Genomic DNA, 12,515 nt, shown 5'->3' with positions numbered 1-12,515 from the left:
ATTGGAAGCACCATCAGGGCGTCAGCACGGCCGCGCCGAGAATCTGGCCGCTCCGCAGCATGCTTAGGACCTCGTTGGCCCGATCGAGCGGAAACGCGGTCGTCTCCGTTCGCACCCCGGCCTGCGGCGCGACCTTGAGAAAATCGACGCCATCCTGCCGCGTCAGGTTGGCGACCGATACCAACTGCCGTTCCTGCCACAGCAACTCATACGGAAAGCTTGGAATGTCGCTCATGTGGATGCCGGCGCAAACGACGCGACCGCCCTTGCGGACGGCTCGCAACGCCGCCGGGACCAGCTCTCCGGCGGGTGCGTAGATGATGGCGGCGTCCAGCGGCTCATCGGGCACTTCGTCGGAGGACCCCGCCCAGACGGCGCCAAGACGACGTGCAAGGTCCTGTGCAGCGATGTCGCCGCGTCGGGTGAAAGCATGGACGGCTCGCCCCTGCCAGACCGCGACCTGCGCTATGATGTGGCCGGCCGCGCCGAACCCGTAGAGGCCGAGCCTGTCGGCGGAGCCGGCCAGAACCAGAGAGCGCCAGCCGATCAAGCCCGCGCACAGCAGAGGGGCAATCTCGACGTCGCTGCCGGCCTCGCCGAGTGGAAAAGCATAGCGTGCGTCGGCGATGGTGTCCGTTGCATAGCCGCCGTCGCGCGTATAGCCGGTGAACAGCGGCGCGTCACAGAGGTTTTCCATGCCTTCGCGGCAGAAGCGACACGTCCCGCAAGTGAAGCCGAGCCAGGGAATGCCGACCCGGTCGCCAGGCACATGGGTCGTCACGTCCGGCCCCACCAGATCGACCCGGCCGACGATCTCGTGGCCGGGCACGATGGGGTAGCGAATGTCAGGGAGCTCGGCATCGACGAGATGAAGATCGGTTCGGCATACACCGCATGCGCTGATCTTGACCCGGATCTGACCCTCGCCCGGCATCGGGTCAGGCCGCTCCTGCATCTGGAGCCTTGCCCGCGGGCCGGGCAAAACCATCGCACGCATGAGTTTCTCCGGGTCGAGCCGCTCCGACAGAATTATTCATAGATTGAACGGGCGGCCAATCCCTTGACGTCCGTCAACGCCGATCCCGGGTCGCCGCCCGGAGTTTTCCCTGGCTTGACGCGGATCAAGGGCGTCGGCGATTGCCGGCCTACTGTAGCGACAAGGAGAATCCGATGCCCATCAGGGATGCCTTTCCGCCTCTTGTCGGCCGACAGCACGGGTCGATCCTGGCCGCCTTGGTCTGTGTGCTGATGCGACGGAGGACAAGACCCGCAGGGAACACGGCGTCCGTACCGCGTTCGAAACCACCGATCGACGCCGTAGCTCGATCGGCAAGGCATTGGGAAGCTGGGCGAATTCCCATGGCATCTAGGCAGTTGTGATGGATGCCTACCGTCATTCGCGCCTGAACGAGATCGCCTGGGGCGGTGTGACAAAGACCGTCATTGGCCAGCCACCGTGCTGGGTTATCATCTCGAACCAGGCTTCTTCTTCCATCTGACCGTCAACCATCGGAACCGCGGTCGACGCGGCGTATTCTCCTTCATGTCAACTTATCGCTTGAACAACCTGCTGTCGCCGCGCTCAGTCGCGCTCGTCGGCGCGAGCGCGCGTCCGGCATCCGTGGGACGCGCGGTCCTGGAGAACATCCGCAAGGCCGAATTCAAGGGGCGGTTTGGCCTCGTCAATCCGCGCCATGCCGAGATCTGTGGCTTCGCAGCGGTGAAGAGCCTGGACAGGCTCGACTTCGTGCCCGAGCTCGTGGTCATCACCGCCCCCGCCGGCGAAATTCCTGGGATTGTCGAGCAGGCCGGGCGTCGAGGGTCTGCGGGTGCGCTGATCGTCTCGGCCGGGCTCGGCCAGGGACCTGGTTCGCTGCACGAGGCCACGAGCGCTGCTGGCCGACGGCACGGCATGCGACTGATCGGGCCGAACTGCCTCGGCATCATGATGCCGGGCGCCAGCTTGAACGCCAGTTTCGCCGCGCACATGCCCGGGGCGGGGAACCTTGCGCTGATCTCGCAATCGGGCGCCATCGCCGCCGGCATGGTGGATTGGGCCGCGCAACGCGGCGTCGGCTTCTCCGGTATCGTCTCGATTGGCGACCAGATCGACGTGGACATTGCCGATCTGCTCGACCATTTCGCGATGGATCACAAGACGCGCGCGATCCTGCTCTACATCGAGGCCATCAAGGACGCGCGGAAGTTCATGTCGGCGGCGCGTGCTGCGGCGCGCGTGAAACCCGTCGTGGTGGTGAAGTCCGGCCGCATGGCCCAGGGGGCCAAGGCCGCTGCCACGCATACCGGCGCGCTCGCCGGTGCCGACGCCGTCTATGACGCGGCATTCCGCCGGGCGGGTGTGCTGCGGGTGTCCGATCTGCGCGAACTGTTCGATTGCGCCGAGACGCTCGGCCGCGTCGAATCGCCGGCCGGAAAGCGTCTGGCCATCCTGACCAATGGTGGCGGCATCGGCGTTCTCGCCGTCGATCGATTGGTCGAACTCGGTGGAATTCCGGCAACCATCTCGACTGACACGCACAAGAAGCTCGATGCGGCGCTGCCGCCGACCTGGTCCGGTGCAAATCCCGTCGACATCGTCGGCGATGCCGACGCTGCGCGCTATGCGGCGGCGCTGGCGGAACTGCTGGCCGATCGCGACAACGACGCAGTCCTCGTCCTCAACGTGCAAACCGCGATCGCATCGGCCGCCGAGATCGCGGCGACATTGACGGACCTCGTCGGCAAGTATCGCGAGCAGCACCGCGGATGGGCGAAGCCCGTGCTGGCGGCGTGGGTCGGCGCCGATCAGCACATCATTCAGGCGCTATCCAATGCCGGCGTGCCGAACTACCCGACCGAGGACGATGCCGTGCGTGGCTTCATGCACCTGGTCCGGCATCGCGAAGTGGTGGAGGAGCTGAGCCAGGTGCCTCCCGCGATGCCAGACAGTTTCGTTCCGGATGCCCAGGCGGCGAGAGAGATCGTCACCGCAGCGATCGCAGATGGTCGCCAGTGGCTCGAACCTGTCGAGATCAAACAGCTGCTTGAAGCTTACGACATCGCGATGGTGCCGACCTATGCGGCAACCGATGTCGAGCAGGCGGTAACCTATGCAAAGGACATTTTCGCGCAGGGCGGCACCGTCGTACTGAAGATCATGTCGCGGGACATCACCCATAAATCCGATGTTGGCGGCGTCGTCCTCAATCTGACCACCCCCGAAGCCGTGCGAGGCGCGGCCACGGGCATCATGGCGCGTGCGAAGAAGCTGCGGCCTGAGGCGCGCATCGGCGGCGTCATCGTGCAGGCGATGGTCGTCAAGGCAAAGGCGCGCGAGCTGATCCTGGGTCTGGCCGACGATCCGACCTTCGGCACCGTCGTGGTGTTCGGCCGGGGCGGCACTGCGGTGGAGATCATCAACGACAAGGCGCTCGCGCTGCCGCCGCTCGATCTGCAACTGGCCCGCGACCTGATCGACCGCACGCGCGTGTCGCGGCTGCTAAAGGCCTATCGCGACGTGCCGGCGGTCAAGCAGGACGCCGTCGCCATGGTGCTGGTCAAGCTGGCGCAGATGGCGGCAGACATTCCCGAGATCCGTGAATTCGACATCAATCCGCTGCTGGCGGACGAAACCGGCGTGACCGCGGTCGACGCTCGCGTGGCCGTCGGGCCGCCGCAGCGGAAGTTCGCCGGCTCCGGACCGTCGAATTTCGCCGTTCGCGCCTATCCGTCGCAATGGGAGCGCCGCCTCAAGCTCAAGGAGGACTGGCGCATCTTCGTGCGGCCCATGCGCCCCGAGGACGAGCCAACCATCCACGAGTTCCTGCGTCACGTCACGGCACACGACCTTCGCCTGCGCTTCTTCGCGCCGATGAAGGAATTCACCCACGAGTTCATCGCACGCCTGACCCAGCTCGACTATGCGCGCGCGATGGCCTTCATCGCATTCGACGAGTCCACCGGCGAAATGGTCGGCGTCGTCCGGCTCCATTCCGACTCGATCTACGAGAGCGGCGAATACGCGATCCTGCTGCGGTCCGATCTCAAGGGCAGGGGGCTCGGCTGGGCCCTCATGCAATTGATCATCGACTACGCGCGGTCGGAAGGATTGAAGACCATCTCGGGTGACGTGCTCCAGGAGAACATCGTGATGCTCGAGATGTGCCGCCAACTCGGCTTCGAGGTGAAGCCGGACCCGGCCGAGCCCGATATCTGCGATGTCAGGCTGAAGCTCTGAGCGCGACGGTTATGAGCGCGCCGCGGCCGAATCTGCATCGGCGGCCGTCTTTGTCGTTCCGCGCAAGTTCTTGATGATGATTGCGATCAGCGGCACCAGCATCGGCATGATCGTGCTGAGTGGATGATGCACCGCGCCTGACACCTGGGCCTGGAGCGCACGTGCCTCGAGCTGGAGCGCTTCGATCGATGTGTCATGAATTTCGTTGGCGAGCTCGATGTCGCGCCCCGACGGAGCGCGGCCGGCGATCAGGAAGAGTGCGGCCGCGATGGCGAAATTGACGGCGCCGAGGATGGCAGCCGCGGCGATAGCGCTCCAGATCTGCACCAGCGCGAAATAGGCCGACAGCTCCAGCATCAGGAGCCCGAACGCTGCGATCAGCGCCGCGAAGGCGCGCAGGCCGAGGCCGATCAGCAAATGGCGCAGCCTGATATCGGCGATGATCCTGTCGGTGCGCCACAGCACGCGCAGATGTTTAACGACGTTCTCGGTATTCACCTAGTGTCTCCTCAACATGAAACCGACGACCACGCCCAGCGCGAAGGCGGAGGCGAGCGACGTGATCGGACGGTCCGCAACCAGGCCCTGGAGCTGCTCCTGCTCCTGTTCGACGGTCTCGCCGAGTTCGGCGAGCGCGGCTCTGATCTGATCTGCGAGCGCCTCGGCGCGATCTTTCGAACTCTCGAACATCTCTTCGCCGGCGGTGCTCAACAAGCGCGCGACGTCGACCTTCAGCGCCCGCAGCTCTTCGCTTACCCTGTTGGTGTTTAACATGGATCCGGTGCCCTGGTTGAATTGGGACCAGCCTAAGTCCCGGGCCCACGATCACGCTTGATTTGCGTCAAAGGCATCGCGCCGGGGGTCTTGAGACAGGTCAAGCCGGCCGCCACATGCTGGCCTAGAAATACCGGCTGAATGGGGACCAATTGTCCCGACGAGGTGGAAGACGTGAACCACGAACCGCTGCTACGCGCGACGCCGTCCGGCGACGTGCTGAGATTGCGCCCTGAAGGGCGCTGGACCGCCGCGAACGTGGTCGCTCTCGAGACCTTGTCCCGGTCGGTCGGGGCAGACGTCGATCGCTCGCGTGCCGTAACGCTGGACATGTCGGGTGTCAGCGCGCTGGATACCCTCGGCGCCTGGGTTCTGGAGAAGTTGTCGCGCAGGGCGTCGGCGTCGGGCAGGTCGGCCGAATTCGTCGGCGTCGCCGATCATTTCAGCGGGCTGATGGACGAGGTGCGTCAGGTCAACCGCCGCACGCCAGCTCCGGCGGCCGCGCCCAATCCGGTTCTGGCGCGGCTGGGCGATCTCGGCAAGTCCACGGTCGGGGCGCGGGAGGATGTCACGATCTTCCTTCAAATGCTCGGCGCCTTGTTCATGGCCGTCATCGGCGTGCTGCGCCGGCCGCGTTCGCTGCGGCTGACCTCGCTGGTGTATCAGCTCTACCGCATCGGCTGGCAGGCGATTCCCATCGTCACGCTGATCACCTTCCTGATCGGGGCCATCATCGCGCAGCAGGGCTTTTTCCATTTCCGCAGGTTCGGCGCGGAGTCCTACACCGTCGACATGGTCGGCATCCTGATATTGCGTGAGCTTGGCGTGCTGATCGTCGCCATCATGGTCGCGGGACGGTCGGGAAGCGCCTACACTGCCGAGCTCGGTTCGATGAAGATGCGCGAGGAGATCGACGCGCTCTCGACCATGGGACTTGATCCGGTCGACGTCCTGATCCTGCCGCGCGTTGCCGCTCTGGTCATCGCGCTGCCGATCCTCACCTTCATCGGCTCGATCGCCGCGCTCTATGGCGGCGGTCTCGTCGCGCAGTTCTATGGCGACATGGGCCCGGCAATCTACATCGCGCGGCTGCACGAGGCCATTTCCGTCACCCATTTCGAGGTCGGCATCCTGAAGGCGCCGTTCATGGCGCTGGTGATCGGGATCGTGGCCTGCAGCGAAGGATTGCGCGTCAAGGGCAGCGCGGAGTCGCTGGGGCGGCAGACCACGACGTCGGTCGTGAAGTCGATTTTCCTGGTGATCGTGCTCGATGGCCTGTTCGCGATCTTCTTCGCATCGATCGGAATGTGACGATGGACGGACCGCAAGACGAGTTCGCGATCCGCGTCTGCGACCTCGTGGTCGGCTTCGGCCGCCAGACCGTACTGGACCATCTCTCGCTCGATGTTCGTCGCGGCGAGATTCTCGGCCTGGTGGGTGCGTCCGGCGGCGGCAAATCGGTCTTGATGCGGACCATCATCGGCCTGATCCCGCGCCGGAGCGGGACCATCGAGGTGATGGGGCAGCCCGCCGGCGGCCACGGCCGGGGCGCAGCCATGGCATGGGGCATCCTGTTTCAGCAGGGCGCGCTGTTCTCCTCGCTGACGGTGCGCCAGAACGTCCAGTTTCCGCTGCGCGAGAATCTCGTGCTGTCGCAGGAGCTGATGGACGAGATCGCGATCGCCAAGCTCGAGATGGTCGGCCTGCGCGCCGAAGACGCCGACAAATATCCGGCGGAGCTGTCCGGCGGCATGACCAAGCGCGTGGCGCTGGCGCGCGCGCTCGCGCTCGATCCCCCGATCCTGTTCCTGGACGAGCCGACCTCGGGCCTCGATCCGATCGCCGCCGGCGAGTTCGACGCGCTGATCAAGACGCTGCAGAAGACCCTGGGGCTCACCGTCTTCATGGTGACCCACGATCTTGCGAGCCTGACCACCGTCTGCGACCGCGTCGCCGCGCTCGCCGACGGCAAGATCGTGGCGATCGGACCGATGCGCGAATTGCTGCAATCCGAGCATCCCTGGGTGCGCGCCTACTTCCACGGCAAGCGCTCGCAGATGCTGCAACACGAGATGAGATGAAAGATGGAAACACGCGCTCCCTACGTGCTGATCGGCGCTTTCGTGCTGGCCGCGATCCTCGCCGTGTTCGGATTCGTCTATTGGCTGAACAACACCGGCGGCATCGGGCCGCGCACGAACTACCACGTGCAATTCCAGGGTCCCGTGCCCGGTCTCCTCGTCGGCGCGGGCGTGCTGTTCAACGGCATTCGGGTCGGAGAGGTGACCCAGCTCGGCCTTGCGCCTGATAATCCGCGCTTCGTCAATGCGACGATCTCGGTTGCCACGACGACACCGGTCCGGGCCGACACCAAGGTCGGCCTCGAATTCCAGGGCCTCACCGGCGTGCCCGTGGTGACGTTGGAGGGCGGCGTGATCGTCGCCAAATCCGGCGAGCTCCCGATCCTGATCGCCGAGGCCGGCGCCGGCCAGAGCATGACGCAGGCAGCGCGCGATGCGCTGCGGCGGGTCGATACGGTGCTTCAGGACAATTCCGGCCCGCTGAAGGACACCATGGCCAATTTCAAGACCTTCTCCGACGGGCTTGCGCGCAACACCGGCAAGATCGACGGCATCCTGGCGGGCCTGGAGAAGATGACCGGCGGCGGCGCGCCTGCGCAGAAGGTCACCTACGACCTGCGCACGCCGGACAATCTCGGGCCGGCCGGCAAGACGCTGTCGGCGTCGCTGGCCATCCCTGAGCCGACCGCCGTCGCAATGCTGCAGACCCAGCGCATGCTGTTCGCGCCAGCCGGAGACCGGCCGGGCTTTGCCGATTTCCTCTGGGCCGACAGCATTCCGAAACTGGTGCAGGCGCGCCTGATCGACGGCTTCGAGAACTTTGACATCGCCCACGCCCCGCTGCGCACGAACGATCTCGGCCAGGCCGACTACCAGCTTCTGATCGACATCCGGCGCTTCCGGATTGCGACGGAAGGGGACACCCGGGCCGAGATCGCCCTGTCGGCGCGCATCGTCGACAAGAGCGGCAAGGTGGTCGCCTCGCGCCTCCTCGAGACCAGCGAGAAGCTCGAAAAGCTCGAGCCTGTCGCTTCAGTTGCTGCCTTCGACGCCGCCTTCGCGCGCCTCGCGAAGGAGCTGATCGGTTGGACCGTGCAGGCGGTGTGAGGCCTTCTATTCCAGCGTCTTCAGGTAGGACAGCAGGTCATGGATCTGCTCGGGGCCGAGCTCGAAGGCGGGCATCTCGGCATGACCGGTGTAGATCCCCTCGGCGAGCGCCTCACCGAGGCTGTCGATGGCATAGCGCCGATGCAGGGTGCGCAACGGAGGCGCGGCCTCGAGCCGACTTTTGGAGACGCGGTCGATGGCGTGACAGCGTGCGCAATTGGCTTGGGCGAAGGCCTTGCCGCGTTGCTCGGCCGTAGGGGCCGCCAGCGCCGGCGTAGTCAGAACCAGCCCGATCAGGCCGTGACGCAGAGCGCTTTGCAGCATGGAAGGTGATCCCGTCGAACCGTGGGGGCAGAATAAGACGGGGATGCCACTCAAATTTGATCTGAGTCAATCGGCTGCGCCACGGTGCAGTAAAATGCAGCGGCGCTGGGCTCGGCCTCATGTCGGGAGCGGCCGCGCGAGGAGCAGTGGATGGTCACGATTGAGCCGAACGGGCATTTTTGCGACGATTGTGCCGTGCGCGGTGCGGCGGTCTGCTCGTCGCTGGATGCGGTCGAGCTCAGGCAGTTCGAGCATCTCGGCCGTCGCGTCCATTTCGAGTCGGGCGCGACCGTGTTTTCCGAGGAGGACATCACGACCTCGTTCTACAACGTCCTCGAAGGCGTCATGCGGTTGTACAAGCTGCTGCCCGACGGACGGCGGCAGATCGTCGGCTTTGCCTTGCCCGGCGACTTTCTGGGGATGAATCTGTCCGGCCGGCACAATTTTTCCGCCGATGCGATCGGCGTCGTCACCGTGTGTCAATTCGCAAAGACGCCCTTCAGTCGTTTCATCGAAGACCGGCCGCAGCTGCTCAGGCGGATCAACGAGCTCGCCATTCGCGAGTTGAGCCAGGCTCGCGACCATATGGTCCTGCTCGGCCGGCGCTCGGCCGACGAGAAGGTCGCGACTTTCCTGCTCGGCTGGCGTGAGCGGCTTGCGGCGCTCAAGGGGCTGTCAGACACGATAGCGCTTCCAATGAGCCGTCAGGACATTGCCGACTATCTCGGCCTGACCATCGAAACCGTCAGCCGCACCTTCACCAAGCTGGAGCGCTTGGGTGTGATCGAGATCATTCACGGCGGCATCAGCCTGCTCGATCCGGCTCGCGTCGAGGCCATGGCGGCAGCCTGACGTCCCGTCCACAACGCTCTCGGCGATTTGATCCCGATCAATGACGCCGGTCATGCCCCGTAAAATAATGCCGCAAACAAATCTGGGAGGAGCATGATGCCTGCTGATGCGTTGCTGGTGACTGTTGCCGTCGTGGCGATCTTCGTCGTGTTTGCCGGTGTTCTGGCCTGGGCAGACCGGCAAACGAGTTCGGGCCGGCTCGATTCCAATTCCAAGAGCTGAAGATCGCAGGATTTAGCCGGCTTACGTGGCCCGCGTTGCGCGGTCCAGCGTTAGTGCTTGCCAGCATCTCAACGCAAGTGCGGCTTACGCAATCTGCAACTCTGCGTCAATGTTAGTGTATTGGCGCATCCTTCGGATGCGCGCTGGCGGCCGCTTTGTTGGCATTTGTCTCAAATCGCGATCGTGCTTTCCGGTTGAAAAGCCTGGTAACGTTGACTAGGCAGGGACTCTCAGTGCCTCGTAGCCTTGGGAGCCCCGCGGCGTGCCTCAGGACAAGACCGGAGACGCCCGACAGTCGGCGGGCAACAAACTATCGGTCCTGCGCAAGCACCCGATCTTCGCGGATCTGGAGCCGGAGGCGCTCGATCAGCTCTGCCGCTATGCCAAGCACACCACCGTGAAGCGCGGCGCGACGATCGCCGCCAAAGGCGATCCCGGCAACAGCCTGTTTGCGGTCGTCGCGGGGACGGTGAAGATCTCGTCCTCGTCGCCCGACGGGCGGAATGCCATCCTCAATCTGATCGGCCCGGGGGAGATTTTTGGCGAGATCGCAGTGCTCGACGGCGCGCCCAGGTCGGCGGATGCGACGGCCAACACCAATTGCGAGCTCTACGTCATCGATCGCCGGGACTTCCTGCCTTTCGTGAAGAGCCAGCCGGCGCTCGCGATGAAATTCATCGAGCTGCTCTGCGCCCGCCTGCGCTGGACCAGTCAGCAGGTCGAGCAGGTGATCCTCCAGAATTTGCCGGGCCGGTTGGCCAGCGCGCTGCTCGGTCTCACCGAAGAACGCAAGCTCGATTCCGGCAGCGGAACGCTTGCCATCACGCAGCAGGAGATCAGCGAGATGGTCGGGATGACGCGCGAGAGCATCAACAAGCAATTGCGCGCCTGGGCCGGCCGCAACTGGGTTCGCCTCGAGCACGGCGCCATCGTCGTGCTGAACACGGATGCGCTGCGCGACCTCGCCGAGAGCGGCCTCGACGGCGAGTGACGCCCCTGACCTAATCGTCGATGATGGCGACCGCCCGGGTCCAGCCTGCGGAGGCACGTTCGATCTTGACCGGGAAGCACGAGACCGTGAACCCGGTCGAAGGCAGCCGATCGAGATTGTGCAGCTTTTCGAGATGGCAATAGCCGATGTGCCGTCCCGCCTTGTGCCCCTCCCAGATCAGGCCGGCATCTCTCGTTTCGGCGTATTTTCTGGCCGTGTAGACGAACGGCGCGTCCCAGCTCCAGCCGTCGGTGCCGGTCAGCCGCACGCCGCGTTCGAGCAGGTACATGGTGGCTTCGTAGCCCATGCCGCAGCCGGAGCTGACGTAATCGGTCATGCCGAACTTTGCGCCGGCGCTGGTGTTGACGACCACGATCTCCAGCGGCGACAGCGTGTGTCCAATGCGATTCAACTCGTTCTCGACGTCGGCGGCGCTCGCCACGTAGCCGTCGGGCAGGTGCCGGAAGTCGAGCTTCACGCCGGGCTGGAAGCACCAGTCCAGCGGCACCTCGTCGATCGTCCACGACCGCTCGCCGCGGTTCATGGTCGGATGGAAGTGCCAGGGCGCATCGAGATGGGTGCCGTTGTGGGTGGACAATGAGACCTGCTCGACGGCCCAGCCCTGGCCGTCCGGAAGGTCTTCCGCCTTCAGGCCGTCGAAGAACTGCAGCATGCGCGGCAGGCCCTGCTGATGATCGATATACTGGATGGTCGGGTGATTGCCTGGCGGATCGGCCGTCACATCGTTCCTGAGCGGCACCGAAATATCGATCAGCTTGCGCGGCATAGGCATTCCCTCGACCTGGTTCCGGCGTTTCCGGCATCTTGCGGGGCCGTCATCGGCGGCGTCAAGTCACGTCGTCTTCATGGTGCGTCAGATCGATCGATGCAACTCCTGCATAGATCGATGCCGATCAGCTCGCATCGTCGCTGTGGCTGCGACGCCTCTTGATGGGCTACAAGGGGGCAGCACCACGGAGAAGTAATCAGTGACTGACTATCGCAAGCTCTTCGATCTCACTGGCAAGACCGCAGTCGTTCTCGGCGCCGCCTCCGGCATCGGCAGATCGTCGGCCGAGGCGCTTGCAGATCTCGGCGCCCGCGTGATCTGCGCCGATCGTGCGCCAGACGCGGTGGAGGCGACCGCCTCCGGCATTCGCGACAAGGGCGGCTGGGCGGAGGCAGCTGGCTGCGACGCCGCGAGCGCTGCGGACGTCAACGCGCTGGCGAAAACCGTGATGCAGAAGTTTCCGCGGCTCGACATCGCCGTGACGACACCGGGGCTCAACATCCGCAAGACCATTCTCGACTACACCGAGGAGGATCTCGATCGCGTCCTCAATCTCAACGTCAAGGGCACGGTGTGGTTCTTCCAGGCCTTCGGCCGCATCATGGTCGCGCAAAAGGGCGGCAGCATCATCGCCTGCTCCTCGGTGCGCGCAGTCACCATCGAGCCCGGCCTCGGCGTCTACGGCTCGACCAAGGCGGCGATCGGCCTCCTGGTGAAGGGCTTTGCCTCGGAGGTCGGCCACGCTGGCGTGCGTGTTAACGCGATTGCGCCGAGCATCGCCGAGACCGCACTGACCGGCCCGTTCAAGCAGCGCCCCGACATCTACAATCTCTATGCCGGGCACACCGTGTTCAACCGCTGGAGCAGTGCCGACGAGGTTGCAACCGCAGTCGCCTATCTCGCCTCGGACGCCGCGAGCTATGTCAGCGGCAGCACGCTGTTCGTTGACGGCGGGTGGACCGCCGTCGATGGTCCGCCCACCGGTCTCACCCAACTGCACAAGTAGTGCAGCCGGTTTTGGGCCTTGGGCCGGCGCGTCACGGCCGCTGTTAGGCCGGACCGGGCCGTCTTCGCGGTCGCAGCAGGAACTGCGACGCGCGCGATTTGAGCAAATAGCATGGGCGCTGCCGGATAAAT

General features: G+C 64.9%; 13 protein-coding genes and 1 pseudogene. 9 read left to right on the top strand and 5 right to left on the bottom strand.

Annotation, left to right across the window (positions count from 1 at the left end; translation table 11 throughout):
* Positions 1–13: 13 nt before the first annotated feature.
* Positions 14–997: a zinc-dependent alcohol dehydrogenase family protein gene (locus AC3WLX_RS12375; protein ID WP_492336137.1), complete on the bottom strand. Its 984-nt coding sequence runs from the start codon at positions 995–997 to the stop codon at positions 14–16.
* A gap of 274 nt (positions 998–1,271) precedes the next feature.
* Here AC3WLX_RS12375 and AC3WLX_RS12370 point away from each other — a divergent pair.
* Positions 1,272–1,499, top strand: a pseudogene (locus tag AC3WLX_RS12370) (adenine nucleotide alpha hydrolase family protein); the annotation flags it as partial.
* A 44-nt stretch (positions 1,500–1,543) separates the two neighbouring features.
* Entirely contained in the window at positions 1,544–4,237 is a 2,694-nt protein-coding gene (locus tag AC3WLX_RS12365; RefSeq protein WP_492336136.1) for a bifunctional acetate--CoA ligase family protein/GNAT family N-acetyltransferase, read from the top strand.
* Between the two features lie 9 nt (positions 4,238–4,246).
* Here the strand turns inward: AC3WLX_RS12365 and AC3WLX_RS12360 are convergent, their stop codons facing one another.
* Both AC3WLX_RS12360 and AC3WLX_RS12355 read right to left on the bottom strand, forming a co-directional pair.
* The gene (locus tag AC3WLX_RS12360; RefSeq protein WP_291628386.1) at positions 4,247–4,735 is read right to left on the bottom strand and encodes a phage holin family protein; all 489 of its coding nucleotides are present in this window, start codon (positions 4,733–4,735) and stop codon (positions 4,247–4,249) included.
* Complete coding sequence (locus tag AC3WLX_RS12355; RefSeq protein ID WP_291628387.1) at positions 4,736–5,011, bottom strand: hypothetical protein; 276 nt, start codon at positions 5,009–5,011, stop codon at positions 4,736–4,738.
* A 174-nt stretch (positions 5,012–5,185) separates the two neighbouring features.
* Between AC3WLX_RS12355 and AC3WLX_RS12350 the strand changes: the two genes are divergently transcribed.
* Genes AC3WLX_RS12350 through AC3WLX_RS12340 form a run of 3 tightly spaced genes read left to right on the top strand, consistent with a single transcriptional unit; the run spans position 5,186 to position 8,199 of the window.
* Positions 5,186–6,322: an MlaE family lipid ABC transporter permease subunit gene (locus AC3WLX_RS12350; RefSeq protein WP_492336135.1), complete on the top strand. Its 1,137-nt coding sequence runs from the start codon at positions 5,186–5,188 to the stop codon at positions 6,320–6,322.
* Between the two features lie 2 nt (positions 6,323–6,324).
* Positions 6,325–7,092: an ABC transporter ATP-binding protein gene (locus AC3WLX_RS12345; RefSeq protein ID WP_492336134.1), complete on the top strand. Its 768-nt coding sequence runs from the start codon at positions 6,325–6,327 to the stop codon at positions 7,090–7,092.
* 3 nt (positions 7,093–7,095) lie between these two features.
* Complete coding sequence (locus AC3WLX_RS12340) at positions 7,096–8,199, top strand: ABC-type transport auxiliary lipoprotein family protein (RefSeq protein WP_492336133.1); 1,104 nt, start codon at positions 7,096–7,098, stop codon at positions 8,197–8,199.
* A gap of 6 nt (positions 8,200–8,205) precedes the next feature.
* Here AC3WLX_RS12340 and AC3WLX_RS12335 read toward each other — a convergent pair whose 3' ends face one another.
* Complete coding sequence (locus tag AC3WLX_RS12335; protein ID WP_492336132.1) at positions 8,206–8,523, bottom strand: c-type cytochrome; 318 nt, start codon at positions 8,521–8,523, stop codon at positions 8,206–8,208.
* A gap of 150 nt (positions 8,524–8,673) precedes the next feature.
* Here AC3WLX_RS12335 and AC3WLX_RS12330 point away from each other — a divergent pair, with 150 nt between their 5' ends.
* From AC3WLX_RS12330 to AC3WLX_RS12320, 3 genes are all read left to right on the top strand, one after another.
* Positions 8,674–9,375: a helix-turn-helix domain-containing protein gene (locus tag AC3WLX_RS12330; protein ID WP_291628394.1), complete on the top strand. Its 702-nt coding sequence runs from the start codon at positions 8,674–8,676 to the stop codon at positions 9,373–9,375.
* A 93-nt stretch (positions 9,376–9,468) separates the two neighbouring features.
* Positions 9,469–9,597 (top strand): hypothetical protein, encoded by a 129-nt coding sequence (locus AC3WLX_RS12325; RefSeq protein WP_492336131.1) that lies wholly within the window; start codon positions 9,469–9,471, stop codon positions 9,595–9,597.
* A 262-nt stretch (positions 9,598–9,859) separates the two neighbouring features.
* Positions 9,860–10,588, top strand: a complete 729-nt coding sequence (locus AC3WLX_RS12320) for a Crp/Fnr family transcriptional regulator (protein ID WP_492336130.1) — start codon at positions 9,860–9,862, stop codon at positions 10,586–10,588.
* Positions 10,589–10,598: 10 nt separating this feature from the next.
* Here AC3WLX_RS12320 and AC3WLX_RS12315 read toward each other — a convergent pair whose 3' ends face one another.
* Positions 10,599–11,375 (bottom strand): cyclase family protein, encoded by a 777-nt coding sequence (locus tag AC3WLX_RS12315; RefSeq protein WP_492336129.1) that lies wholly within the window; start codon positions 11,373–11,375, stop codon positions 10,599–10,601.
* A 202-nt stretch (positions 11,376–11,577) separates the two neighbouring features.
* On the opposite strand from AC3WLX_RS12315, the gene AC3WLX_RS12310 reads away from it, so the two are divergent.
* Positions 11,578–12,384, top strand: coding sequence for an SDR family NAD(P)-dependent oxidoreductase (locus AC3WLX_RS12310; protein WP_492336128.1), 807 nt, complete (start codon positions 11,578–11,580; stop codon positions 12,382–12,384).
* Positions 12,385–12,515 lie beyond the last annotated feature (131 nt).

The sequence above is a fragment of the Bradyrhizobium sp. FW305-F6 genome, from assembly GCF_058782905.1.
Note: the sequence above shows the minus strand (reverse complement) of the source record. Positions and strands in the feature narration are given on the sequence as shown.